The organism is Streptomyces sp. NBC_01506 (assembly GCF_045040295.1).
GTDB lineage: Bacteria > Actinomycetota > Actinomycetes > Streptomycetales > Streptomycetaceae > Streptomyces.
In genome coordinates this window covers 5,565,424-5,588,693 of sequence record NZ_CP109422.1, presented here as the reverse complement: position 1 = coordinate 5,588,693, position 23,270 = coordinate 5,565,424, and the positions used below count along the sequence as shown (strand labels likewise).

25 protein-coding genes and 1 pseudogene are annotated in these 23,270 nt (G+C 69.0%); 10 read left to right on the top strand and 16 right to left on the bottom strand.

From position 1 onward, the window contains the following. Positions 1-143 precede the first annotated feature (143 nt). The gene (locus tag OG329_RS24805) at positions 144-1,046 is read right to left on the bottom strand and encodes a radical SAM protein (RefSeq protein ID WP_405798176.1); all 903 of its coding nucleotides are present in this window, start codon (positions 1,044-1,046) and stop codon (positions 144-146) included. A gap of 107 nt (positions 1,047-1,153) precedes the next feature. Continuing rightward, positions 1,154-1,846, bottom strand: a complete 693-nt coding sequence (locus OG329_RS24800) for an HAD family hydrolase (RefSeq protein WP_405798174.1) — start codon at positions 1,844-1,846, stop codon at positions 1,154-1,156. Positions 1,847-1,943: 97 nt separating this feature from the next. On the opposite strand from OG329_RS24800, the gene OG329_RS24795 reads away from it, so the two are divergent. Beyond that, entirely contained in the window at positions 1,944-2,717 is a 774-nt protein-coding gene (locus OG329_RS24795) for an XRE family transcriptional regulator (protein WP_405798173.1), read from the top strand. After that, on the top strand, positions 2,704-3,171 hold the full coding sequence (locus tag OG329_RS24790; protein WP_405798172.1) for an NUDIX hydrolase: 468 nt from the start codon (positions 2,704-2,706) through the stop codon (positions 3,169-3,171). Before OG329_RS24795 ends, OG329_RS24790 begins: the two co-directional genes overlap by 14 nt. On the opposite strand, the gene OG329_RS24785 is transcribed toward OG329_RS24790, so the two are convergent. Continuing rightward, positions 3,159-3,710 (bottom strand): HD domain-containing protein, encoded by a 552-nt coding sequence (locus tag OG329_RS24785; RefSeq protein WP_405798170.1) that lies wholly within the window; start codon positions 3,708-3,710, stop codon positions 3,159-3,161. The two genes, OG329_RS24790 and OG329_RS24785, sit on opposite strands and share 13 nt — an antisense overlap. A 635-nt stretch (positions 3,711-4,345) precedes the next feature. Between OG329_RS24785 and OG329_RS24780 the strand changes: the two genes are divergently transcribed. Then, positions 4,346-5,473 carry a hypothetical protein gene (locus OG329_RS24780; RefSeq protein WP_405798168.1) on the top strand — a complete coding sequence of 376 codons (1,128 nt, stop codon included), beginning with the start codon at positions 4,346-4,348 and terminating at the stop codon, positions 5,471-5,473. Between the two features lie 566 nt (positions 5,474-6,039). On the opposite strand, the gene OG329_RS24775 is transcribed toward OG329_RS24780, so the two are convergent. Next, entirely contained in the window at positions 6,040-6,942 is a 903-nt protein-coding gene (locus OG329_RS24775) for a hypothetical protein (protein WP_405798167.1), read from the bottom strand. A 194-nt stretch (positions 6,943-7,136) separates the two neighbouring features. After that, a complete protein-coding gene (locus tag OG329_RS24770) occupies positions 7,137-7,970 on the bottom strand; it encodes a lipocalin family protein (protein ID WP_405798165.1) in 834 nt (277 codons plus the stop codon). Here OG329_RS24770 and OG329_RS24765 point away from each other — a divergent pair. Next, the gene (locus OG329_RS24765) at positions 7,878-8,462 is read left to right on the top strand and encodes a TetR/AcrR family transcriptional regulator (RefSeq protein WP_405801993.1); all 585 of its coding nucleotides are present in this window, start codon (positions 7,878-7,880) and stop codon (positions 8,460-8,462) included. The genes OG329_RS24770 and OG329_RS24765 overlap by 93 nt on opposite strands. A gap of 136 nt (positions 8,463-8,598) precedes the next feature. Then, positions 8,599-8,871, top strand: coding sequence for a Sec-independent protein translocase subunit TatA (gene tatA / locus OG329_RS24760; RefSeq protein ID WP_405798163.1), 273 nt, complete (start codon positions 8,599-8,601; stop codon positions 8,869-8,871). A 112-nt stretch (positions 8,872-8,983) separates the two neighbouring features. Here the strand turns inward: tatA and OG329_RS24755 are convergent, their stop codons facing one another. From OG329_RS24755 to OG329_RS24735, 5 genes and pseudogenes are all read right to left on the bottom strand, one after another. Further along, positions 8,984-10,030: a hemolysin family protein gene (locus tag OG329_RS24755; protein WP_405798162.1), complete on the bottom strand. Its 1,047-nt coding sequence runs from the start codon at positions 10,028-10,030 to the stop codon at positions 8,984-8,986. After that, positions 10,027-11,366: pseudogene (locus OG329_RS24750) on the bottom strand (hemolysin family protein). Before OG329_RS24750 ends, OG329_RS24755 begins: the two are co-directional and overlap by 4 nt. 90 nt (positions 11,367-11,456) lie before the next feature. After that, positions 11,457-12,866, bottom strand: a complete 1,410-nt coding sequence (locus tag OG329_RS24745; protein ID WP_405798160.1) for an LCP family protein — start codon at positions 12,864-12,866, stop codon at positions 11,457-11,459. A gap of 111 nt (positions 12,867-12,977) precedes the next feature. Further along, positions 12,978-13,907, bottom strand: coding sequence for a M56 family metallopeptidase (locus OG329_RS24740; RefSeq protein ID WP_405798158.1), 930 nt, complete (start codon positions 13,905-13,907; stop codon positions 12,978-12,980). A gap of 3 nt (positions 13,908-13,910) precedes the next feature. Next, positions 13,911-14,417 (bottom strand): BlaI/MecI/CopY family transcriptional regulator, encoded by a 507-nt coding sequence (locus OG329_RS24735; protein WP_405798157.1) that lies wholly within the window; start codon positions 14,415-14,417, stop codon positions 13,911-13,913. A gap of 170 nt (positions 14,418-14,587) precedes the next feature. On the opposite strand from OG329_RS24735, the gene OG329_RS24730 reads away from it, so the two are divergent. From OG329_RS24730 to OG329_RS24720, 3 genes are all read left to right on the top strand, one after another. After that, positions 14,588-15,163, top strand: a complete 576-nt coding sequence (locus OG329_RS24730; protein WP_405798156.1) for a TerD family protein — start codon at positions 14,588-14,590, stop codon at positions 15,161-15,163. A 76-nt stretch (positions 15,164-15,239) separates the two neighbouring features. After that, the gene (locus OG329_RS24725) at positions 15,240-15,821 is read left to right on the top strand and encodes a TerD family protein (protein ID WP_405798155.1); all 582 of its coding nucleotides are present in this window, start codon (positions 15,240-15,242) and stop codon (positions 15,819-15,821) included. 67 nt (positions 15,822-15,888) lie between these two features. Continuing rightward, positions 15,889-16,344: a tellurite resistance TerB family protein gene (locus OG329_RS24720; RefSeq protein WP_405798153.1), complete on the top strand. Its 456-nt coding sequence runs from the start codon at positions 15,889-15,891 to the stop codon at positions 16,342-16,344. A gap of 84 nt (positions 16,345-16,428) precedes the next feature. On the opposite strand, the gene OG329_RS24715 is transcribed toward OG329_RS24720, so the two are convergent. Further along, positions 16,429-17,595 carry an RCC1 domain-containing protein gene (locus tag OG329_RS24715; RefSeq protein ID WP_405798152.1) on the bottom strand — a complete coding sequence of 389 codons (1,167 nt, stop codon included), beginning with the start codon at positions 17,593-17,595 and terminating at the stop codon, positions 16,429-16,431. A gap of 300 nt (positions 17,596-17,895) precedes the next feature. Continuing rightward, positions 17,896-18,468, bottom strand: coding sequence for a TetR/AcrR family transcriptional regulator (locus OG329_RS24710; protein WP_405798150.1), 573 nt, complete (start codon positions 18,466-18,468; stop codon positions 17,896-17,898). Positions 18,469-18,551: 83 nt separating this feature from the next. On the opposite strand from OG329_RS24710, the gene OG329_RS24705 reads away from it, so the two are divergent. Next, positions 18,552-19,505: an NADP-dependent oxidoreductase gene (locus OG329_RS24705; RefSeq protein ID WP_405798148.1), complete on the top strand. Its 954-nt coding sequence runs from the start codon at positions 18,552-18,554 to the stop codon at positions 19,503-19,505. A 250-nt stretch (positions 19,506-19,755) separates the two neighbouring features. Here OG329_RS24705 and OG329_RS24700 read toward each other — a convergent pair whose 3' ends face one another. From OG329_RS24700 to OG329_RS24685, 4 genes are all read right to left on the bottom strand, one after another. Next, positions 19,756-20,268 carry a hypothetical protein gene (locus OG329_RS24700; RefSeq protein WP_405798147.1) on the bottom strand — a complete coding sequence of 171 codons (513 nt, stop codon included), beginning with the start codon at positions 20,266-20,268 and terminating at the stop codon, positions 19,756-19,758. 83 nt (positions 20,269-20,351) lie between these two features. Continuing rightward, complete coding sequence (locus OG329_RS24695) at positions 20,352-20,849, bottom strand: hypothetical protein (protein WP_405798146.1); 498 nt, start codon at positions 20,847-20,849, stop codon at positions 20,352-20,354. A gap of 44 nt (positions 20,850-20,893) precedes the next feature. Further along, positions 20,894-22,246: a hypothetical protein gene (locus OG329_RS24690; protein WP_405798145.1), complete on the bottom strand. Its 1,353-nt coding sequence runs from the start codon at positions 22,244-22,246 to the stop codon at positions 20,894-20,896. 13 nt (positions 22,247-22,259) lie between these two features. Further along, positions 22,260-22,664, bottom strand: a complete 405-nt coding sequence (locus OG329_RS24685; RefSeq protein WP_405798144.1) for a hypothetical protein — start codon at positions 22,662-22,664, stop codon at positions 22,260-22,262. Between the two features lie 236 nt (positions 22,665-22,900). On the opposite strand from OG329_RS24685, the gene OG329_RS24680 reads away from it, so the two are divergent. Beyond that, positions 22,901-23,254, top strand: coding sequence for a DUF4333 domain-containing protein (locus OG329_RS24680; protein WP_405798143.1), 354 nt, complete (start codon positions 22,901-22,903; stop codon positions 23,252-23,254). The last annotated feature ends 16 nt before the right edge of the window (positions 23,255-23,270 follow it).

Below are 23,270 nucleotides of genomic sequence, written 5' to 3'. Positions count from 1 at the left end.
GGAGGTCCACCTCGTGCCGCAGTGCTTGATAGCTCGGCGGCACGGTGGGGACCAGCACGGCCCCGCGGGCTGCTGCGAGCATGGGCGCGAGGGTCGACTTGCCAGTGCCGCGGAGTCCTTCGAGACTCTCGAACGATGCCTGGTCAGACACGCCCGTACACCACATCCGGTACCGCGAGGGTGAGTTCGTCGCCGGCGGAGGGTCGATGGGTGATGTGGTCAGCGAGTTTGTCGTACCAGAAGGCGTGCGAGTCTTGGCCAACCGCCTTGCAGGACATGGTGAGTGCGCCGCGCGGATCGGCCTCGATCCGCTCGATCTGCGCCGGGCCGACTGCGGGCGCGCAGGTCTCCGGGGCGCCGTGCTCGGACAAGTCCTCGTCGACGATCACTTCGATGGTCAGCTCGGAGGTCTTGAGCTGTTCACGAAGGCGGATGTAGGCGGCGGAATCGGTGACGAGGAGTTCGGGGTGATCTGCCGCGTTGCCGACCGGCCGCAGGCAATGGAGCTTCAACTGCTCGACCCCATAGTGCTGCAGGATGCCCGCCAGAGGCAGCACCTCGTCGATGCTGCGAGCGGTGACCGTCAGGGTCGCACCGGTGCGGACACCGAGTCCCCGGGCGACGTCGAGTGCGCCCAGCGCGCTGCGGTAGCTCCCGAACTTGCGAATGAGGTCGTTGGCCGAGCCGATGCCCTCCAGCGATATCCGCAGCAGGTCCAGATCGGGAGCGATCTCGGTGAGCCGGCGCTCGATCCGATAGCCGTTGGTGCAGATCTCGACCCGCATGCCCAGTTCCTGCTTGGCGCACCGGACGACCTGGGCGAGGTCCTTGTAGACGAACGGCTCGCCGCCGAGCAGCGTGACAGCCTCAGTGCCGTATTGCTCACGCATGAGCGTGAGGAGGTTGATCGCCTCGTCTGCGGTGAAGGCATCGGCGTACTGGAGCCTCTTGCCATGGAAACAGTGCAGGCATTCGAAGTTGCAGCGATACAAAAGCTGCAGGTACAGCATCCGGATCCTGCGGATCCCGGTGACTTCCCCGATCACGTGGGTCTCCTTGGGGCAGTTGCCTGGTGGAAGACCTGATGCTCGCGGAATGAGGAAGGACCGCATCACCGCGTATCCGGACGCCACGGGGACGTCCTGGGACGTTTTCAGTGCGCCGAGAAGGTCTCCAGGATCTCGAGAACACGCGCGGTGTCCGTCAAGTCCGGTAGCACCACCTGGGCGCCGGCAGCGGCCAGCTCTTCGGCACGGTGGACACCGGAGGCGACCGCGATGATCCCGGAGCTCGTGGCAAGCGCGGCTTCAACATCCCTCGGGGTATCTCCTACGAGCACGACAGGGACGTCATCCCGTACGCCCCGCAGGCGTTGGGCACGCTCGCGGGCAACAGCCACCAAGCCCGGACGCTGGAGGGCGTCGGCCCCGTAAGCGCCAACCGACAGTTCCAGCAGGGGGTCAAGGCCGAAGGCCGCTACCTTCACGCGTGCGTTGGCCGCGATATTGCCGGTGAGAACCGAGGACACCCAGCCATCGTGTGCCGAGGATTCCTTCAAGACGTCACGCACGCCGGGCAGGGCCGTTCCGCGCCGGCTGAGATCGTGAAGACGCTCCTCCCCCGCGCCGGCGAGAGCAGCCTCGACAGCGCCCCAGCCTGGCTCGGCCAGACCGTTGCGCTGGAACATGTCGCGCATGATCAGGCGATCTGTACGGCCCTCCGTTCGCGCCGGTTCCGCCGGATCGGTTCCCGCCAGCGCCGCGAAGGCAGCCGCGTAGATCTCCTTGCTCACTCCGGCGTTCTCAATGAGCGTGTGGTCGATGTCCCACAGGACGATGAGCTCCATACGACCAGCGTAAATACCCTGGTCGGAGCTTCGGCTCCTGATGAACGTCCCGTAACGTCCTTGCCCGCTCCTGACCGCCTCGGCTTGTATAGCCTCTGTGAACGAGCGACTGCACTCCGTACTTGCTCAGCGCGGCGTCTCGCCGGAGTCACTCGCTGAAGTCTGCGAGGTAGACCCCAAGACCGTCGGCCGGTGGCTCGGTGGACGCGTTCCCCATCCGCGCCACCGATTCCGCGCCGCCCAGCACTTGCGGGTGGAGGAGCTATTCCTTTGGCCGGCCCCCGTGCCGACTGCCGGACAGCCCAGTTCCGGGTCAGGCTCGGAGCTGGTCGGGACCCACCAGAACCGGGCGAGCGTTCCACGGGACATGTGGCTCTCGCTGCTGGAGGGGGCCCAGGAGCAGATCAGTGTCCTCGTCTTCTCCGGCACCTTCGTCGCCCAGTCCAACCCCCACGTCGCCAAGATGCTTGCCGAGCGGGCGGCAAACGGGGTGCGAGTACGGCTCTGCTTCGGCGATTCGAGCGGCCGGGCTGTGGCCATCCGCGGCCACGAAGAGGGCATCGGCGACACGCTCGCCGCCAAGATCCGCGCCTCCCTGACCTACTACCGGCCCTTATTGTCCGAGGCGGGCTGTGAGGTCAGATTGCACGACACCACGCTGTACGCCTCCCTGTTCCGCTATGACGACGACCTTCTGGTCAACCCGCATGTCTGGGGTCAGCCGGCCAGTGCCAACCCTCTGCTCCATCTCAAGCGAGCTGACGCTGCCGGGTGGTTCGACAACTACGCTCAGAGTTTCGACGCTGTCTGGGCCACCGCGCGGCCCTGGACGCCAAATCAGGAGGGGCCCCCGCCACATGGGCAGGACTGAGTACTACAACGACCCCAAGGCCCCCAAGGCGAACACGCTCATTCCCGCCAACAACCTGCTCGTCGTCGACGACCGCGGCGCCATCCTGCTCCAGCGCCGTCGTGACACAGGCCAATGGGCCCTGCCGGGTGGCGCCCAGGACATCGGCGAGACAGCGGCACAATGCGCGGTGCGCGAATGCGAGGAAGAGACCGGCATCATCGCCGAGATCACAGGGTTCTTGGGGGTCTACACGAACCCCAACCACATCGTCGCCTACACCGACGGCGAGATCCGCCAGCAGTACGAGAACACCTACATCGGCCATCCCGTGGGCGGCGAACCCACCGTCAACGACGAAGCGGACGGCGTCCGTTACATCCAGCCATCCGACCTGGACCAGTACGACATCCACCCCAGCATGCGCCAACAGATCGGCGACTACCTCGCCGGCACATACCCCTACCTGGGCTGAGCCGCCAACGCCGATTCCACCCGCCCAACAGCGGCGAGGATCTCCGGCGCCGCCCGACGGATGAATCGCCCCACCAGGCTGTCGGAGCCGTAACGGGCGGTGATCTCGGCCAGCCGAGCATCGACAGAAGTGACCGCGCCATCGGGCGTGGTCGTCATATCGCAGTAGACGAGGGCGTCCACAAGGCGCTGGTCGTCGAGCAGCGGAAACTCGGCCTCCAGCACGTCCCGCAACCCGCGCTCCTCAGCTTCCAGCAACGCCAGCGAATGGTTCGCCACCAAGCGAACCAGCCGTTCATCCGCAGCATGGATGTCACGAAGAAACCGAGCGCCATCCAGCGGATGAAATCCGGTGACGGCCAGCCGCGGGGCGTAGCCCACATCGTGCAAGACGGCCGCAGAGATCAGCAGCTCCGCGTCGTCCTCCAGAACCCCAGCCACTTCGGCCGCGCGCTGAGCAACCCCTTGCGAGTGCGCCCATCGACGGGGAAGCGGCTCACTCAACTCCGCCTCGGCCACCGCGCGTGCCCACTTCGCCATTGCTCCGTTCACGGGTTGGTACGTGCCCAAGTTCCGCCCGGCACAGTCTCCGACGTACAGATCAGCACGTGCTCCCTCGCCTCCACTGATCCTGGAACGGGTCACTTTCTCGACCAGCTCCCTGGGAACGTGCGGATCGTTCATCCGTAGAACACGACACAGCGGTCATTGCGCGCGGCCCCGCCACAGGATGCCGCGCGAGCCAGTGGCACAGTGGGCGCATGCAGCCGCCTGCCTGGGCTGGGACCGTGGACACCCCGATATCCGCGCCCGACGCCTTCGACGTCCCCGTGTTTCTCTACCGCAGCTCCCCGCTGACCCCGGCGCCACGGCCCTCCCCTGCACAGGTTGCCTCGGCCCACCAGCCCTGGCCCAAGTGCACTGGTATCCCTGCAGACGGCGCGTATCTGGTCGGGACGACGTGGCGTGCCCTCCTCGACGCCACGACCACCGTAGGACGGGACATCGGCCCCTGGATCGCCGCCACCCCCCGTCTCGCACGTCGAGAGATCATGGCGCGCCGTTCCCCCCTCTCGGCCTACCTTGTCCGTGCTGGGCACGAGGTCATACCCAGCGTCGTCTACTCCCACGGAACGGAAAGTTCGACTCGTACCGCCTTCGGTTACCAAGTCGGCATGACGATGGCGGAGTGGGCTTGCCGGATGATGGGGCTCGGTCCCACCACGCACGCTGAGAGCGCGATACCGCAGGGTGCGGCGCCCGGCTGGGCCAAGACATCCAGTCTGCCGGACCTGTTCGGCACGCATCGGGCGACGTCCGAGCTCTGGCTGGTCGAGGCGAAAGGGGGCCGTCGGCTCGGCCTGGGTCGCCGAGTCACGGGAGCTAAGCAGCTGAATGTCGGTGCCCTTGTGCCCGTTCCGCACCAGAAGGTGCTGTGCGGCACCAGCTTGGAGCGGCGCCTGTTCATGATGATCGATGTCAAGGGCGCCCCGACGGCCGGAAGTCCCGGTGGCGGCCCGACGGGCGGAGGCCCCGGTGACGCCCCGATGGCCGGAAGTCCCGGTGACGCCTCTGCGGACAGCACGGATGAGGAGACGCTGGAACAGGACGACGAAGCGCTCCTGAATCTCGCTCGGTCGCGCATGCTGACGTATCTGGCGCTGGCATCGCTACCCCGTGACAGTTTACGCATCACGGCTGTCGGCAGGCCCGAGGAAGGACCAGTAGCAGCGCGAGGGGACCTGATCCGACTGCTGGAGAGCGACCGCGCGACGACCGAGCTGCGCCGCCGCGTCGCGCCGGATGCCGGGGACGAGGCCATCAGGCAACAGAACGGCCTGGACATGCTGGCGGGACGACTGCCGGGAACAGATCTCATGCTCGGGATGTCCCGGCGCCTATACAGCGCGTGCCGTGCGCTGGCCGACGCGGAGCGTCGCGTCGTCGCCCGGGTCCGGGAAGAGCGGCCCAAATATCTGGAGGGACTACCCCGCGAAGTTCAGCCCACGGAGGGCGCCGTCGCGCGGCTGCCCGAACGACAGATGAGCGATCGCGCATACGTGGAAAGGATCGCCGAGGTCCAGGAGTACGTGCGAGAAGTCCGAGAGGAACAGCGGGACGACCAACTCCGGTCCGTACGGGACGGTTTCACGATGGGAGGCAGCGGCTCCTGGATGCACCTCATCGATTTGGCTCCGCGCCTCGCCCTCCCCAGGGAGGAGGGATTCCTGGAGGCGGCGACCTCAGATACCTACCTCGCAGTCGAGGAGGAGGCGCTCGACCTGGAGGCCGAGATCAGATAGCGGCTGCTGGTCAAGACAGATTGGCCGCCGGGAAGGCGCTGACTACGCGCCGCACTTGGGGCGCCATGCCGCTCGTCGTGGCCCACCCCTGGGTGGGCCTGTCCAGCGGATCCCTCGACTCACTCATGGCGGCGCGGGCCGCATGTGCTGTTCAACCAGGACGTGAGCGATCAGCTGTGCCCCGAACCGTTGCCCGCTCCTGTGGCCCACGCTCCGCCGTGGTGGCCGTCTCCAGAGCTGACTGCTGTGTTGTAGATCGCCAATATCCCGCCCTTCGACGGAGTGCGGTGGCCCAATCTGGCAGCACGCTATCCCTTGCCGGAAGCCCTACGCCTCTGGTGACCAGGGGCTGATTCGACGATCCCTGCCTCGCCTCCGGAACGAACCGCGGTCTCAGTTCTGGTCTCATTCGCGTACGTCCGGGGCTGTTCAGAAACCCCGCTCGCCCCGACTGCACCGCAGGTCAGGACGTTCCCGTACGCCCCCGAACCCCCGGACGAACATTTGGAAAGCGTGTTGGGGGCAACCCTTCATCTGCTGGGGGCGGGACATGCGTGCTGCCGTATCTAAGAATCCACTTGCTGATCGAGCGCTGCTTCGTAGAAGGCATCCGCGAGGGCGACGATGATCGAGTTGATAGCTGGCCCGTCGGTGAAGAAGTAGTCAGCCATCGTGTTGTGGGCGTCCTGGTTGTCTGCGACCGCCTCCGAAACTGCTGCTTGGAAGTCTGGTGACTCCACGAACTGCTTCTTGGAGTTCACCCTGGTCTGGTTGATCAGATTCGGGTCGGCGAGCAACCGCTGGACGAGCCCCTGCACGAACTCCCGGACCTGGGACTCGGCGAACGATTCGGCGCCGAAGAGGTCGTTCATCTTGGCTATGACGACCTGGAGCGCGACGTACTTCGGATCCTTCTTCGTGCCCGTGCCGGCGGCGCTGATGCCCTTCAGCTGCCCGTCACCCACGAGCGAGATGTCGACCGCGATCGCCTTGCCGTGCTTGACCCCGACCAGCACCACGTCGGAGAGGTCGACGTCGGCCGTCCAGGCGGACTCGGCGATGACCTTCTCCAGCAGGCGCAGGAAGATCGAGAGCATCTCCATGTAGGGGTCGCCGTAGTCGACGATCTGCGACATGAAGTCATAGAGGCGTACGTAGGTGGAGACGTCTTTGCGGAAGAGGTCGAGCGCGTTGAGCGTGACCTTGTCCTCTTCCTCGATCGCCCGCGCGTAGCGGCGCCGGAAGTCGTGCTGCGCCGGACTGATCGCCGCCGAGAGCGCGTTGTTGCCCTTCCGGGTCACCCACAGCTCGGCGACCTTGCGGACATCGTCCTCGGTGTAGACTCCGGCCTGGGCGAGCTGATACAGGGCGGCATGAGCCGGATCAAGTGGCTCGCCGCGCAGTTCTGACCAGGGGAAACAGCACCGCGCGGCAGCGCCGGGCACCACCCGGCAAGGATTCGATCCCACTCCTAAAGCGGGTGCCGCAGGTTCGAATCCTGCCGGGGGCACAACGCATTGCCGCCCTGACCTGGGGTTTCTCTCCCGGGAAGGCGTTCTGCTCGGCCTCGGACTCCTCGTCCGGGGCCGTTTGCGTGGGCGGTCGGGCAGGTTCGCACCAACTGGGTCCGCGTGCCCCGGTTGTCCTGGGGTGTGGCGTCAACCTAGGACCAGTCGCCGACGAGTTCGAGGTAGGCGTGGCCGGTCACCCGCTGACCCAGGTACGTACCGGTCACCGTGGCCGCGCCCTCGTACTTGGTCAGGGAGGGCTCCTTGGACACGATCTCCTGTTCCTTGTACGGGACTTCGATGATCAGCTCGGTGCCGATCTGCGGGGCGCGCACAACGCATCGGGTCGGGTAGCTACGGCCGGTGCGAGGGCTGGTCCATGCGTCCGTGGCCTCGACCGGCAGCATCGTCGGCGCGACGACGTGCGTGCCGTCGGGATGGACCGCGGTGAGCGCGAGGAAGAGCATCTGTCCCTGGCCGTTCATCAGCAGAGGCGGGCCGGACGAAGTCGCTGTGAGGTCGATGCGCACGTCGTCGCCCTTGACGCTCAGCGTGTAGCCGTCGCGGTCGCCGGTCCACGTCAGCTCGGGGGTGCTCAGGCTGAAACGGTCCGTGCCCACCTGCACCTGGTCGAGGGGGTGGATGTACTCCGCGACGCGCGAGGTGCCGATGCTCTCGTTCACGACGACCACGTTGAGTTGCGCCATGTCGGTGCCGGCGGGGAGGCGTTGGACCAGGAAGTGGACCTGGAGCCCGATGCGCTGCCCGCCGGAGTTCAGATTGGCGACGACGAACCAGGACTCGTTGGGCCACCGACGGAGGCTTACGACGTGACCGAGCCGTCCCCCGCCAGGCGAATGGGCCGCCCGGCGACGGGCCAGGAAGTTGACCACTCCCTGCTGCTGCGGGGCGCCCTCGCCGCCTTCGCCGAGAACGGGTACGACGGCACATCCGTCCGGGAACTGAGCCGGCGCCTCGGAGTGAGTCACGCTCTGCTCACCGCCCGCTACGGGTCCAAGGAAGAGCTGTGGTTCGCGGCGATGGAGCACGTGCTGTCCCGGACGAAGAGTTCCTGGCGTCGGCTCGCCGAAGACCCCAACCTTGACGACCTCGACGTCCTGCGCCAGGGGATCATTCACCAGGTCGTGTTCTCGGCGGCACACCCCGAACTGGTGCGCATCATGACCCACGAAGGGGCCATCGAAAGCCCCCGCATGCACTACCTCTTCGAGTACGTCATCGGCCCCCTGCGCCTGCCGCTCGAACGCCGCCTGAACCGGCTCATCGCCGCCGGACGGATCCGCCCCGTGCCCTACACCACCCTCCACTACCTGGTGGTCCAGGGCAGCGGCGCCCTCTACGCCAGCCCCGTCGAATCCGCGCTCCTCGGCGCTCCCCAGCCGGCGGGAGCGGACGACGTACGACGCCACGCGGAAACAGTGGCCGACATCATCGTCACCGGCCTGTCCGCCCCCCACTGAGGGCAACGGACCCTCTCACCCGACGACAACGCCCCCTGCCACTCATCTCTACAGTCCTGTAGATTTCGATCGCGCCGCCCCAGCTCCGCCCCTCGCCAGAGCACTGCCACCCACTACAGGGAGAGCACAGATACCCATGTTCGGCATCAGCGAGATCGCCATCATCCTCATCGTCGTCATATTGATCTTCGGCGCCAAGAAACTTCCCGAACTGGCCCGTTCCGCCGGGAAGTCGGCACGCATCCTCAAGAGCGAAGCCAAGGCGATGAAATCCGACCGGACTTCGCCGGCCGTGGGCCACGTGGCGTCCGAGGACGGCACAGCTCCCCGCGTCATTCGAGTCGTCCCCGGCGAGGCGTCCGACCCGCGCCCCACCGCCCCTCCGGACAACGCCACGCCACGCTCGTAGTCCTCACCCGCGCCCCGTCGCCCCGTCGGACCGGCGTAAGTGAGCGGTCCGTTCGGGCATCGTGATGTCGCCCTCTTCCCTCGGGGGCGGATTCCAGGGCTCGTGCGGGCGCTCAGATGTCGCTCGTCGTGTCGCTCGTCGTGTCGCTCGTCGCGGGACCGACGAGTTCTTCCAGCAGGTCTTCCATGGTGACGAAGCCGAGGACGGTGCCCTTGTCGCCGGACACGGCCGCCAGGTGGGTTCCGGCGGATCGCATCGCGGTCATGGCGTCGTCGAGCGGTGTGTCGATCCCGACGCCGACGACCGGGCGCAGGGCGGCGGGTGCCAGGGGCAGATCGCGTTCCACCACCCCGAGGGTGTCCTTGATGTGCAGGTACCCCCGTACCTCGCCCCGTGGCCCGGTGACCGGCAGACGGGAGAATCCCGACGTGGCCGCGGCACGTTCCAGCCCGCGCGGTGTGATGTCGTGCCGGACCGTGACCGTCGCGCCGAGGGGCACCATCACCTCACCGACGGGCCGGGTGCCCAGCTCCAGCGCGTCGCGCAGCCGTTCCCCGTCGGCCGGGTCGATCAGGCCGGCGTCGCTGGAGCCCTTGACCATCCGTACGAGTTCGTCGTCGGTGAAGACCGAGGCGACCTCGTCCTTCGGCTCGACCTTCATCAGCCGCAGCAGCACGTTCGCGAAGGCGTTGACGCCGAAGATGACCGGTCGCAGGGCACGGGTCAGGGCGACCAGTGCCGGGGCCAGGATCAGCGCGGTCCGTGCCGGGGCTGCGAGCGCGATGTTCTTCGGGATCATCTCGCCGATCAGCATGTGCAGATAGGTGGCCAGGGTCAGCGCGATCACGAAGGCGATGGGATGGACCAGGCCGTCGGGCACGCCGATGGACTCGAACGGCGGCTCGAGGAGATGGGCGATGGCCGGCTCCGCCACGGCGCCGAGTACGAGGGAGGAGATGGTGATGCCGAGCTGGGCGGTGGCCATGGCCGCCGACATGTGCTCCAGCCCCCACAGGGTGTTCCTGGCCCTCCCGTTGCCCTGGAGAGCGGCCGGCTCGATCTGGCTGCGCCGTACGGAGATCAGGGCGAACTCGGCTCCGACGAAGAAGGCGTTGGTGAAAAGGGTGAAGGCACCGATGGCTAGCTGAAGGGCTGTCATGACGGCTCCGTGTCGTTCGGTGAAGCCGGGGGCGGCTGGGGGGCGGTGATACGGACCCGGTCCGCGCGGTGGTGCTCGATGTGGAGTACGGCGAGCTGCCAGCCCTGGACGTCGAGCCGGTCCTGGAGGGTGGGGATACGTTCCAGGCGGTCGGCGATCAGTCCGGCGAGGGTCTCGTAGGAGCCCCGGGGCGCCTGGAACCCGATGCGTTCGAGTTCGTCCAGGCGGAGGCCGCCGTCCGCCTCCCATACGGCACGTCCGTCCTCGGCGGGCGCACGCTCCACCAGGTCGGGGTTCTCGTGGAGGTCGTGCTCGTCGCGGACTTCGCCGATGACCTCCTCCACGATGTCCTCCACCGTGGCGATGCCCGCGGTACCGCCGTACTCGTCGATGACGACGGCCATCGTGCGGCCGCGCCTCAGTTGCCGCAGCAGCCGGTCCACGGGCAGGGAGTCGGGTACGCGCAGCGGCTCGCTCACCAGTGCCGTGACCGGGGTGCCGCCCCGTACCGTCTCATCCAGCGCCAGCACATCACGGATGTGTACGGTGCCCACGATCTCGTCCAGGCTGTCGCGGTGGACGGGGAATGAGGAGAATCCGGTCGCGACGGCCAGGTTCGCCACGTCGGCGGCGGTGGCGTGGGTGTGAAGGACCCGCATGTCGACGCGCGGCGTCATGACGTTCTCGGCGGTCAGCTCGCCCAGGTGGAGTGTGCGGACGAACAGTTCCGCGGAGTCCTTCTCGATGGCGCCCTCGCGGGCGGAGTGCCGTACGAGGGCGACGAGTTCCTCCGGCGTACGGGCCGAGGCCAGCTCCTCGGCGGGCTCCAGGCCGATGCGGCGTACGAGGCGGTTCGCGGTGTTGTTGAGGTGCCGGATCAGCGGGGCGAAGCAGGCGGTGAAACCTCGCTGAGGGGCCGCCACCACCTTCGCGACGGCCAGCGGACTGGAGATGGCCCAGTTCTTCGGCACGAGTTCGCCGATCACCATGAGCATCACGGTGGACAGCGCGACGCCGAGCAGGGTGGCGACGGTGGAGACCGCGCCCGAGGGCAGGCCGGTGGCCTCCAGCGGGCCGCGCAGCAGTACGGCCAGGGACGGCTCCGCCAGCATGCCGATCACCAACGAGGTCACGGTGATGCCCAGTTGGGCACCGGACAGTTGGAAGGTCAGCCGTTTCGCGGCCTTCAGGGCGCTGCCGGCACCCCGCTCCCCGGCCTGCCGGCGCGCTCCAACTCGCCGCGTTCGACGGTGGTCAGGGCGAATTCGGCGGCCACGAAGACGGCGCAGGCGAGAGTGAGTGCCAGGGCCAGAAGCAGCAGGAGTACGGCGCTCATCGTTCATCCATGACGGGAACACAGCTCTCTGTCGGGTCTCTGTCGGGTCGGGTCGGTGGTCGGCCGGCCCGTGGACGTATGTGATCGGATTCAGCGGACACCGTCGAAATCGCCGCCGACCGTCAGGGTCACTTCACCTTCGGTGGCTTCCGTGGCTTCCGTGTCCTTGGACGCCGTCGTTCCGGGCAGCCGCGAGGCGAGGGCACGCGCCTGAAGCTCCAGCCCGCCGGGGAACGTGACCGACGTATCGCCGGTGCCCTCGGGCGCGTTGCCCGTCCCCACGACGGTGAAGCCGGCCGCGCGCAGGAGTTCCGCGACCTTCGCCGCCTCGCCCGCCCGGCCCGTTCCGTTGAGTACGCGGACCCGGACCGCCGCCGCGTGGAGCGGGTTCTTCCCGGCGGCCTCGACCGACTTCTTGTCGACTTCGCGGTCCTTGGCCAGCGACGCGAACAGGTCGGCGGCCTGCGGGTACTGCCAGACCACATTCGCCTTGTCGGTGGGGACGTCGGCCTCGCGCGGGTAGTTGGGCACGGTCAGGAAGGTCAGCCGGTCGTCCGGGATTCCCTTGAGTTCGGAGGCGAGGGCCGTGAGGGGCTTGATGCCGGCCAGTTCCTTGTCCGTGGTGAGCGAATCGGTCGCCGAGTCGAGGAAGCCGTACAGGGCCGTCGGACTGGTCAGTTTCGTCTGCGCCTTGGCCGCGAGCGCCTCCATGAACTCCTGCTGACGGCCTATGCGGCCGATGTCGGACCCGTCGCCGACGCTGTAGCGGGTTCTGACGTAGCCGAGCGCCTTCTCGCCCTTGACCGTCTGGCACCCCGCGGCCAGGTCCAGATGTGCCTTCGTGTCGTGGATCGCCGTCTCGGGACACACCTCTATGCCGTCCAGGGCGTTCACCATGCCCTTGAACCCCTGGAAGTCGACCGACATGAAGTGGTCGATGCGCAGGCCGGTGTTCTCCTCGACCGTCTTGATGGTGCAGGCCGCCGCCCCGGCCACCTCACCGCCGGTGCCGCCGACCGCGAACGCCTCGTTGATCTTGAAGTGGTGGGCCGTCGACGTGGTGCCGTCGCCTCGGTCGCAGGCGGGTATCCGGACCCACGAATCGCGGGGCAGGGACACCACGGTGGCCCATTTCCGGTCGGCGGCCACATGCATGACCATCAGGGTGTCCGACTGCATGGTGGTCAGGCCCTTGCCGTACTCGCCGTTGTCGCCGTCGCGCGAGTCCGAGCCGACCACCAGGATGTTCTTCGATCCGGGGCCGGCGTTGGCGGGCCGGTCGTCGCCGAGCTTGCCGTCGATGTCCGCGGAGTGGATGTTCCCGTCCAGACTCTGGTACGCCCAGAGACCGGCACCGCCGGCGGCCAGCAGCAGAACGGCCAGCACGGCGCCGCCGCGTACGAGAATCCGGCCGGGCCGGGTGAGTCGCGCGGACCGCTCCGCGCCCGCGCCCGCGTCCCGTGCGGCGCGCCCCCGCGGCCTTCTGCGTTCCCCACCCATGCCGATCCTTCCGAGTCCGGTGCGGCACCGCACCCCTCACGGAACTCTACATATCTGTAGAGGAGGGTTCGTCGTCGGCCTCTCGCGGCTACAGGGAACAGGGAACAGGGGCTACAGAGGGGTCGCCGCCTTGAGTACGAGGAAGAGTGCGACCGCCGCGTTGAGCGCGGAGAGCGCGGACAGCGCCGTACCCGCCGCCGCGACATAGGCGGCGATGCCGGTCGGGGTCAGCGCCGGCGGCCAGCGCCGGTCCGGAGGTACGGGGCCCAGGAGCGCGGCCACCCTGCGCGGGACGGGCCCGGCCGCGAAGGCGGGCAGGGGCGGCACGGCGGCATGCCGGGAGACGAGCGCCGCCTTGCCCACGGCGCGGGCGGTCGTCCGCCGGTCGCCCGTGACCCGGGCGGCCTCCTCGTCCGCCCAGCGTTCGGTGCTGTAGGTGACGGCGGACATCAGCGGACGCAGCAACGGATTCGCGCAGCCCGCCAGCCGGACCGCGAGCAGCAGGCGGTGATGGCGGCCCGCGAGATGCGCGCGCTCGTGCGCGAGCAGCGCCTCGCGCTCCGCCGGGTCGAGGCACGCCAGCATGCCGGTGGACACCACGATCCGGCCCGGAGCGCCCGGCAGCGCGTACGCGTACGGGGACGTATCACGCAGGACCGCGACGTCGGACCGGGCCGGGGAGGAATCGAGCGCGCGATGCGCGAGCACGCGGAAACGGTGATGGCGCCGGACGAGGCGAACGCATGCCGCCGCCACCAGCACCAGCGCGACGATGGCCGCCTTGCCGAAGAACTGGTCGTGCGGCACGGCCTCCCGTACCTCCGGGTCCGACCAGCCGTCGGGCAGCGGATTGCCGGGGAGTTGCGCGGTGCCGACGACCACCAGCAGCCCCAGGCACAGCGTGCTGCACGAGGCGAGGATCGCCGCGACGGTCGTCAGCAGGCGGGCCGCGCGACGCGGGTGCAGATGCCGCTCGGCGAGGCGCGCGATGGGCAGCGCGGTCAGCGGAAGCACCAGGGGCAGAAAGACGAAGACGCCCATGGATCATTCGTCCGGTTCGGCGGGTTCGGGCGCCTGCGCGGCGGGTTCGGCCGTCGCCGCGGCGGGTTCGGGCGCCGGCGCGGCGGGTTCTGCTGCCGGCGCGGCGGGCGAACCGGGTCCGGCGTCGTTCAGCAGGGACCTCAGCAGGTCCTCGTCGTCGGAGGACAGCGCCGAGACGAAGCTGGACAGAACCGCGTCGCGGTTGTCCTGCCGGTCGAGCAGCCGGCGCATGCTCAGCGCGGTGAGATCGGCCTCGTCCACCGCGAGCGACTGCCACAGGACGGGCCGCCCGGGACCGGTGCGCGTCACGGCACCCTTCTCGTGCAGACGGGTCAGGATCGTGATGACCGTGCTGTACGAGAGGTCCTCCCCGAGCCGCCGCTGAACCCAGCCCACAGGGACCGGGGTGGTGGCGTCCCCCAGCGCCGACAGCACCATCGCTTCGAGCTCCCCCTGGCCCCGCCTCCGGGCGCGCGGCGTCCGCCCGTGATCGTCATGCTCTGCGGCCACGATGTGACCCCCTTCCTCGGCCCAGCCGTCCACTCTCGCCGATCGCGGCGAATCCCGCACCATTCCATCTCTACAGTGTTGTAGATTTCAGAGACCGGCCTTCAGAGACCGGCACAGAGCCTCCGGACGGTCGCCGTCCGGGACACGACGAGTGGAGAGCGGGAAACGCGATGGGTGTGAGCCTCGGCAAGGGCGGAAATGTCTCGCTGAGCAAGGAGGCCCCCGGCCTGGCCGCGGTCCTTGTCGGCCTCGGGTGGGACGTCAGGACCACCACCGGGGCCGACCACGACCTGGACGCGAGCGCGCTGCTCTGCGACCAGGCCGGCAAGGTGCTCTCCGACCAGCACTTCGTCTTCTACAACAACCTCCGCAGCCCGGACGGCACCGTCGAGCACACCGGCGACAACCTCACCGGCGAGGGCGAGGGCGACGACGAGACCGTGAAGGTCGACCTCGCCGCCGTACCCGCGAACGTCGCGAAGATCGTCTTCCCCGTGTCGATCCACGACGCGGACACCCGGGGCCAGAGCTTCGGCCAGGTACGCAACGCGTACATCCGCGTCGTCAACCAGGCGGGCGGGGCCGAGATAGCGCGCTACGACCTCAGCGAAGACGCTTCCACCGAGACCGCGATGGTCTTCGGCGAGCTGTACCGGCACGGCGCGGAGTGGAAATTCCGCGCGGTCGGGCAGGGCTACGCCTCCGGCTTGAGCGGCATCGTCAAGGACTTCGGCGTCAACCTCTGAGCAGCCCGACTGCCCGACTGCCCGGCTGCCCGGCTGCCCCCACCCCCCCCCACCCCCGCCGAGAACGGAATGACTCGTGACCGTCAATCTTTCCAAGGGCCAGCAGATCAGCCTCACCAAATCCGGCGGCGGTGAACTCACCGTCGTACGGATGGGACTCGGCTGGAAGTCCGCGCCCCGCAAGGGCTTCCTCGCCCGCCTGACCGCCCGCGAGATCGACCTGGACGCCTCGGCCGTCCTCTTCGCCGGCAAAGACGCCCAGGACGTCGTCTTCTTCCAGCACCTGACCAGCGACGACGGATCGGTGCGGCACACCGGCGACAACCGGGTGGGCGGCGCCGGGCAGGGCGGGGACGACGAGTCGATCGTCGTGGACCTGCAACGCGTCCCCGTACACGTCGACCAGATCGTGTTCACCGTCAACTCGTTCACCGGCCAGACCTTCGAAGAGGTCGACAACGCCTTCTGCCGTCTGGTCGACGAGACGACCGGGCAGGAACTGGCGCGCTACACCCTGACCGGAGGCGGACGCCACACCGCGCAGATCATGGCCAAAGTGCAACGCTCCGGCGCCGGTTGGCAGATGACGGCCATCGGCGCCCCCGCCGACGGCCGCACCTTCCAGGACCTGATGCCCGCCGTCGCCTCGCACCTCTGACGCACCGCTCTCCCTTCCCCCACTTCCCCCCGCTTCCCCCCGCCCACCGAAAGACAGGAGCGCACACATGGCACTGTGGGACCGCATCAAAGAATCCGCGTCAACCATGCAGACACAGCTCAACGCGAAGAAGAACGACCTCAAGAGCGGGGGATTCCGCGACGCGAGCATGGCCATGTGCGCCCTTGTCGCCGCGGCCGACGGCTCTATCGACGCCTCCGAGCGTCAGCGCGTCGCCGCTCTCATCATGGGCAACGACGTACTCCAGAATTTCCCCGCCGCCGATCTGCAACGCCGCTTCGACGACTACTGCCAGCAGTTGACGGCCGACTTCGACTTCGGGAAGGTCGGCGTTCTCCAGACCATCGGCAAGGTCGCCAAGAAACCGACCGAGGCCCGAGCCGTCATCCAGATCGGCATCGTCATCGGCGGCGCCGACGGCGACTTCGACAAGTCGGAACGCGCCGTGGTGCGCGAAGCCTGCTTCGCGGTCGGCATCTCGCCGGACGAATTCGACCTCTGATCCGGCGCGGCACGCGCCAACTCCGGGCCGGCCGCCGGTGTGTTCGCGGCTTCCGGCCCGGCGTCGGTGCGGTGTGTGCTGTCGTTATCCGGCGAGGCTGAACGCGTTGCCGGCGGCGATGAGCGAGATGCTGCTGAGGCTGTTGATGGGTGTGGTGAGGGCGGTGCGGTCGGTGGCGGTGCCGTCGCCGATCTGGCCGTTGTTGTTGTAGCCCACGGCGCTGACCTTGCCGTCACGGTCGAGGACGAGGGTGTGGTAGCCGCCGGCCGCGATGGCGCGGATGTTGGTGGCGCCGTCGAGGGTGATGGGGGCGGGACGGTTGGTGAGGGTGCCGTCGCCCTGCTGGCCCTGGGCGTTGTAGCCCCAGGTCTTGACGGTGCCGTCGGCGAGCCGGGCGACGCTGTGGTAGACACCCGCGCTGATGTCACGGGCGGAGCTGATGCCGTCGACCTTGACCGGAGTGAGGCGCTGGGTCAGGGAGTTGTCGCCGAGCTGACCTTCGGAACCGCGGCCCCAGGCCCAGACCGTGCCGTCGGCGAGACGGGCGAGGCTGTGTACGTTGCCGGCGGCGACGCTGCGGACATTGGCGAGACCGGTCACGGTGACCGGTGAGTTGCGCTGGGTGACGGTGTTGTCGCCGAGCTGGCCGTTGCCGTTGAGGCCCCATGCCTTGACGGTGCCATCGGTAAGGACGGCCAGGCTGTGGGCGCCGCCGGCGGCGATGGCCTCGACGTTGGTGAGGCCGGAGACGGTGACCGGGGTGGTGCGGGTGGCGACGCTGTTGTCGCCGAGCTGGCCGCTGGAGTTGAGACCCCACGCCTTGACGGTGCCATCGGCGAGGAGCGCCAGGCTGTGGTTGGCGCCCGCCGCGATCGCGACCACGCCGCGCAGCCCGGTGACGGTGGACGCCTGGTCCTGGTTGGTGACGGTGCCGATGCCGAGTTGTCCGCTGGTGTTGAGGCCCCAGCTTTCCACGGTCCCGTTGGAGAGCAGGGCGAGGCTGTGGCTGTTGCCGGCCGAGATGCTCTGGATGTCACCGCCGGTGAGCCCCGGTACGGTCACGGGGGTGTACTTGGCGTTGGTGACAACGCCGCCGAGCTGGTAACTCTCGTTGGCTCCCCAGCCCTTGAGCCGGCCCTCCTGTGCGGTGGCGGCGGAGGGCAGGGCCCACGCCGTGAGGATCGCCAGCAGCGCCAGCAGACCCAGGAGAACGGGGGAGCTGCGGTTGCTGCCGCGGGGCAGTGCGTTCATGTCGGTCCTTACCGGTCGGGCAGTGCGGGCAGAGCAACCGAAGCCACCCCGCCCATCACTCAAGGTGAAGAACGGTCGCCATGAGTGTCCAGCCGGATGGATCTTCACTGCCCCGGATGGCGGACGCTTCACCCGAAGTGATGGCACACCCGTCGGCGTGTCGCGCACGGCGTTGAGGCTGCGGAACTGGCGTTCGCGCCGGGAGTCACCCGTACGGGTGGGGACCGGGTTCCGCCCACCGTGCTGACCGCCGGAGCCTGAGGGTCAGATCTGGGTTTCGCTCCCGCCCGTGCGGCAGACTCAGCCGGCCGTCGGGGCCGGCGGCGCGACCGACTCACGCAGTTCGGCGGCGGTCTGGGCGACGAGCTCGGAGAGGGTCGCGTCCGGGTCGGCCAGCCAGCGGGACGTGGCGCGCCGGGAGACCGCGATCGCCACGTCGATGATGAAGCGCGCTTTGCCGGGCTCGACGCCGCGGCGCTCGAGCGCCCGCGCCAGCGCGTCGGCGATGTCGGCGAGCTTGGTCAGATCGCGCTCGGCCAGTGCCGGGCTGGTGGCGATGACCCTGACGCGGCGTAGCAGGAACTCGCGCGAGTGAAAGACCTCGTCGGCGGTCCCCAGCGCGGTCAGCAGCGCCTCGATCGGCGTGAGGCCGGGGTCGGCCGCCTCGACCCGGGCGGCCAGGTGGGCTTCGAGTTCGTTGCCGGCGAAGAGGACTTCCCGCTTGTCGGGGAAGTAGCGGTAGAACGAGCGCTCGGTCAGACCGGCGGTGCGCGCGATCTGCGCGACCGTCGTGCGCTCGAACCCCTGCGTCTCGAACAACTCGAGCGCCGCGCGCTCGAGCCGCCCCTGTGCGTCTGATTCCCATCTCGGCATGCCCGCCAGGATATGACAGCAGAAGCTGTCGTCGCGCCGCTATGATTAATGACAGCAGATGCTGTCATCACTAGGAGACTGTCATGAAGGCGCTTCAGTTCGACCGGTTCGGATCCCCGGACGTGATCGTGCTCCGCGAGGTCCCGAAGCCGGAGCCGGGACCCGGCCGGATCCGGATCGCCGTGCGGGCGTGCGGCCTGACGCCGGGCGACTGGGCGGTGGTCGACGGCCTGCTCGCCGACCGGTTGCCGCCGCTGCCGCGCGGGCTCGGCATCGAGGTCGCGGGCACCGTCGACGCGGTCGGTGAGGGCGTTACCGGCGTCGAGATCGGCGACCGGGTGTTCGGCCCGGCGGCCTTCGACGGCCCGACGGCCGGGGCCGCCGAGTACGCGCTGATGGCGGTCTGGGCTCACATTCCGGTGGGCGTCACCGCCGAGCAGGCCGCCGCGCTGCCGATGGCGGCCGAGACGGCATGGCACGCGCTCGACGACCTCGGTGTCCGGCCGGGTGAGCTGCTGCTCGTCCACGGCGCGGGCTCCACCGTGGGTGAGGCGGCGGTGCGCCTGGCGCTGCACCGGGGTGTCCGGGTGATCGCCACCGCCGGGCCGACGCGGGCGGCAGTCCTGGAAGAGATCGGCGCCCGGGTGACCGGCTACGGCGACGGCATGGCCGAACGCGTCGCCGCACTGGCCGCAGGCCGTATCGACCGCGCCCTGGACACGGTCCCGACCGGCGGCCGTATCGACCGCGCCCACCAGGCCGGCCCGGCCGGCGGCTCGCTGCCGAGCCTGATCGAGCTGACCGGGGACCCCGACCGCGTCCTCACCATCTCGGACTTCGCCGCCGCAGCCGAGCTGGGCACCCGGATCACCCAGATCGAGATGCGCTACGACCGGATGGACGAGTTCGCCCGGCTGGCCGGCGAAGGCGTTCTCGTCGTATCGGTCGCCCGCACCTACGCGCTCGATCAGATCCAGGAGGCGGCCAGGCTCAGCCGGTCCCGCCGACCCGGCGGCAAGCTCATGCTCGTCCTGTGATCGGGGCACCGGAGCACCAGGTCCTGCCCGACGACCCGCCACAGAAGTCAGAAACAGGCGCTTGGGCCATGCGCTCAGCGGGGAATTTCGGCCAGACGCCTCATTGGCGGCAGCAGCCAGGGGTCTGCTGGTCCAGCGCCAGGACACGGGTGCTCCGAGTTGGGGGCAGACCCTTGCAGTCGCCGGGCGGCAACCCGCAGGACCTGCTTGCTGAGCTGCGGCAGCTCTAGCGACCGGGCCGCGCCCCCTGTCACAACTTGCCGGTGACCACTCCGCGCCACGTCCATCCCGCGCCGAGGACGGTCTCTTGCAGGGGGGTCTTCAGCTCGGAGCTGTCGAAGCTCGACGTCTCGGTCAGCTCGACACCGCCGTCCTCGCTCCTGCCGGGCGTCCAGCGCTTCGAGACCGTGTGCACCTGGCCGCGCTGGACGTCGGCCGAGATGGTCAGGGTGGCGGTGTCGCCGACCCAGGTGACCTTGTACTCCTGGTCGAGAGAGCGCACTTCGTTCTTCTCCGGGACCAGGCGCATCCGGACCTGGAACACCCGGCTCACCCCTCGGGGGACGAAGAAGGTCCGCCAGGCCGCGTCCTGGATGCGCCACTCGGCCACCAGGTCGGCGCCCTCCTCGCGGCCGTCCCGGACGACGTACGGGACATCGGGGCGGTTGACACCCAGCAGCGCCGCGTGGACCTCGGCGGCGGAGCGCGGGGCGACACCGTCGGCGGGTCGCTTGGTTCCGGTCAGCTTGTCGAAGAGTCCCATGAACTCAACCTACGAGGAGTCGGTTTGCCGGTGCAAGGTCCGCCAGAGGTCCACCCGAGGTCCGCCCCTTCCGAGTGACGCGCCTACCCGGCCGGGTCGGTGACCGGGCGGACGGTGCGCACGAACTCCTGGAAGTCGTCCACGACGTCGGGGAGTTGGGACGCGGTGGCCGTCAGGACCAGCCGGGTCACCGCCCGTTTGCCCGGATCGGCGACGTCCAGCATGGACAGATACACCTGGGACTGGACGAGATCGCGGGGTACGCCGCCGACGACGGCCGAGACGGCCAGCGTCTGGGTGAAACCGGGCGCGTCCGTGGAGCCGACCTCGCGGTGTCCGGTGACCACGACCGACGTGGCGGCCTGGCTCAGGCGCTCCACGGACTCGTGGGCGATCTCGGGCAGCGTCGCCGCGTCGGGCCGGACCTCACCGTCGATCGTGATGTTCGCGGTGAATCCGGCGTCCGGGTGCGGATGCAGCGCGACGAACGCCGCGCCCGGTGCGCCGACTTCGTCCGGCGGTGCGGGGCGCCAGCCTTCCGGCAGTTCGAACTCGATCGGTACGGGCAGGGTCGTGGGCATCTCGGGCCCTCCTTACTACGGCGGTGGGTCTGCGGGAGCGTGCGTCAGAACAGGCTGCCGATTGCATCACCCGCAGAGCTGATCCCGTCGCCGATGGCGTTGACCCCGTCCCCGATGGCGTTGGCCGCGTCGCTCGCCGTGTCGCCGATCTTCCCCGGATCCACGGTGACCTCCCAGCCCAACTGGCCGCCCAGCCCGACCGCGACGCCCACCTTCGTACCGATGGTGAACTTTCCGTCCGCGCCCTTCTCGAACGTCGCGTCGGCCCCGGCCCCGATACCGGCCCATCCCTCGGCCGTCGCGCCCGCGCCGATGCCGCCGATGTCCGCGCCCGCGCCCGCGCCGGCCTTCGCGCCGGCGAACGCCTCCGCACCCGCGTGCACCCCGTCGACGGTGGCCCCGGCGCTGACGCCGGCCTCGGCGCCCGCCTTGGCCTCCGCCCGTCCGTACACCCCGACCGGGCCGGCGTCGGCGGTGCCCTTGGCCGAGGCCTCGGCGCCCGCGAAGGCGGTGGCCTCGCCCCTGATGCCCTCGTTGGTGATGCCGCCGGCCACGCCGGCCTTGGCACCCACATAGGCTTCGGCCTCACCCGCGAGCTTCATCGGGCCGTTGGTGAGCGAGCCCTGTGCGCTCGCGCGGCCGAGGTCGGCATGCGCCTCGGCCTCGGCCAGCTTGCCGGCCGCGGCGTTGGGCCCGGTGGCCGACGTCCCGGTGCCGGGGCCGGAGGCCTCGGACTCGCCCTCGGCGACCCATCCCTCGTCCTTCTTGCCCTTGGGTTCCGGCTTCCCCGCCTTCGCCAGGTCGCCCTCGGCGTGCGCGTTGAACCCGCCGATCCCGAAACCGTCCAGCGCCGTGTCGCTCGTCGCGCGGGACAGCGCCCGCTTCACGCTCTGGTCGGCCTCGTCGACGGCCTTGACCGCCTTGGCGATGCTGTCGGTCCAGCTCTGCGCGTTCTCCCGGGCCTGGGCCAGCAGGCGGGGGTAGTCGGGGTCGTGCTGGAGGGCGTACTTCTCCTGCCCGGAGAGGTTGTCGTACCCGATGTAGGTCGCCTTGCCGGAGCTGTCGACCTTGTACTTCTTCTCCTCGGCGTCCTGGACCAGGTCCTTGACCGCCTTCTGGAGACGGACCAACTCGGTGTGCGCGTCGGTGAGAAGACTGGCTATGGCCAGCGCCTCCGCCTTCGCCGCCCCGTACTCGAAACCCGTGGCCGCGGCGTAGTCCTGCTGGGCGCCGAAGGAGGCGCCCTGCCAGTTGCCGTTGGTGAGCACACCCTGCACGTTCGTCTCGTACGCGGTCTTCAGCTCACCGAAGCGGTCGCCCATCTTCTTCCACGCCCCGGACACGTCCGTGAGCGCGGACAGATCGGCGGTCATCACGTCCTGATAGTTCAGCGTCATCGTCGCTCCCCCGTCACATACCGTCGAAGCTGCTGGGGAGCCGTACGGAGTCCGCCTGCGCGCCTATCGCCGTGTCCTGGCCCTGGAGGGTGGTCTTCGTGCCCTGTAGCCCGGTCAGCTCATGCTGGAGACGTCCCACCAGCTTGCTCGCCTGCCCCTGCCAGACGGTCAGCGCGTCGGAGACACCCTGGTCCAGCGCCCAGCCGGCCAGCCCTTTCAAGCCGTTCTCCGCTTTCATCAGGGGACTCGCCGGGGCCGTCGGGGCGAGGAACAGCGGACGCGTCGCTCCCCCGCCGTCCGCCATGCGGGCGGCCACCTGGGTATCCGGTATCAGGTCGTCCGCCATGAAACTCGCCGCGCGCTTCTTGTCGCTCGCCGAGCTGGCGAGTGTCTGCTCGCCACCGCTTCCAGATCCCACGGCAACCCCCGTTGCATTTCACGCCTCATCCGTCCCACGCTCAACACGCGTACCACGGAGCCTTTTCGTGCACCCTATAGGCTGCTTCCAAGCCAACGCGGCCCGCCCTCCCCACCTCCGACCTGCACATACCATGCACAAATCGCGCACAAATGAGGGCTGTTGAGGGGGCGCGCGCCGCCGCTCCCCGCGATTTCCCGCCATTTCCAGCCAAGAACCCCACATCGGAGTCCACCATGACCACAGCCCGGTTGTCCGCGACCACTTCGATACTCTCGGCCGTCGCCGCCGGTGCGCTCCTCGTCGGCTGTTCGGGCTCGGTCGAGGTCGGAACGTCCACGCCGAAGCTGTCCGCGGACAAGCTGGCGACCACGGTCGCCGAAAAGCTGGCCGCCACGACGAACCAGCCGGAGCCGGACATCACCTGCCCCGAGGACCTCACCGGCAAGGTCGACACCACCACGCGGTGCACGCTCACGGCGGACGACGGCAGCACCCTGGGCGTCACGGTCACGGTGACCTCGGTCGACGGAGACCAGATCGACTTCGACATCAAGGCCGACGAGACGACTTCCCCGGCTCCGAACTGACCGCCGACCGCGCTCT

Bases quoted from the DNA above. Each gene is read 5' to 3' on its own strand.
- OG329_RS24800 (WP_405798174.1), bottom strand. From the start codon at position 1,846: ATGGAGCTCATCGTCCTGTGGGACATCGACCACACGCTCATTGAGAAC.
- OG329_RS24790 (WP_405798172.1), top strand. From the start codon at position 2,704: ATGGGCAGGACTGAGTACTACAACGACCCCAAGGCCCCCAAGGCGAAC.
- OG329_RS24785 (WP_405798170.1), bottom strand. From the start codon at position 3,710: ATGGCGAAGTGGGCACGCGCGGTGGCCGAGGCGGAGTTGAGTGAGCCG.
- OG329_RS24780 (WP_405798168.1), top strand. From the start codon at position 4,346: ATGACGATGGCGGAGTGGGCTTGCCGGATGATGGGGCTCGGTCCCACC.
- tatA (WP_405798163.1), top strand. From the start codon at position 8,599: ATGTTCGGCATCAGCGAGATCGCCATCATCCTCATCGTCGTCATATTG.
- OG329_RS24755 (WP_405798162.1), bottom strand. From the start codon at position 10,030: ATGACAGCCCTTCAGCTAGCCATCGGTGCCTTCACCCTTTTCACCAAC.
- OG329_RS24745 (WP_405798160.1), bottom strand. From the start codon at position 12,866: ATGGGTGGGGAACGCAGAAGGCCGCGGGGGCGCGCCGCACGGGACGCG.
- OG329_RS24740 (WP_405798158.1), bottom strand. From the start codon at position 13,907: ATGGGCGTCTTCGTCTTTCTGCCCCTGGTGCTTCCGCTGACCGCGCTG.
- OG329_RS24730 (WP_405798156.1), top strand. From the start codon at position 14,588: ATGGGTGTGAGCCTCGGCAAGGGCGGAAATGTCTCGCTGAGCAAGGAG.
- OG329_RS24720 (WP_405798153.1), top strand. From the start codon at position 15,889: ATGGCACTGTGGGACCGCATCAAAGAATCCGCGTCAACCATGCAGACA.
- OG329_RS24715 (WP_405798152.1), bottom strand. From the start codon at position 17,595: ATGAACGCACTGCCCCGCGGCAGCAACCGCAGCTCCCCCGTTCTCCTG.
- OG329_RS24710 (WP_405798150.1), bottom strand. From the start codon at position 18,468: ATGCCGAGATGGGAATCAGACGCACAGGGGCGGCTCGAGCGCGCGGCG.
- OG329_RS24705 (WP_405798148.1), top strand. From the start codon at position 18,552: ATGAAGGCGCTTCAGTTCGACCGGTTCGGATCCCCGGACGTGATCGTG.
- OG329_RS24700 (WP_405798147.1), bottom strand. From the start codon at position 20,268: ATGGGACTCTTCGACAAGCTGACCGGAACCAAGCGACCCGCCGACGGT.
- OG329_RS24695 (WP_405798146.1), bottom strand. From the start codon at position 20,849: ATGCCCACGACCCTGCCCGTACCGATCGAGTTCGAACTGCCGGAAGGC.
- OG329_RS24690 (WP_405798145.1), bottom strand. From the start codon at position 22,246: ATGACGCTGAACTATCAGGACGTGATGACCGCCGATCTGTCCGCGCTC.
- OG329_RS24680 (WP_405798143.1), top strand. From the start codon at position 22,901: ATGACCACAGCCCGGTTGTCCGCGACCACTTCGATACTCTCGGCCGTC.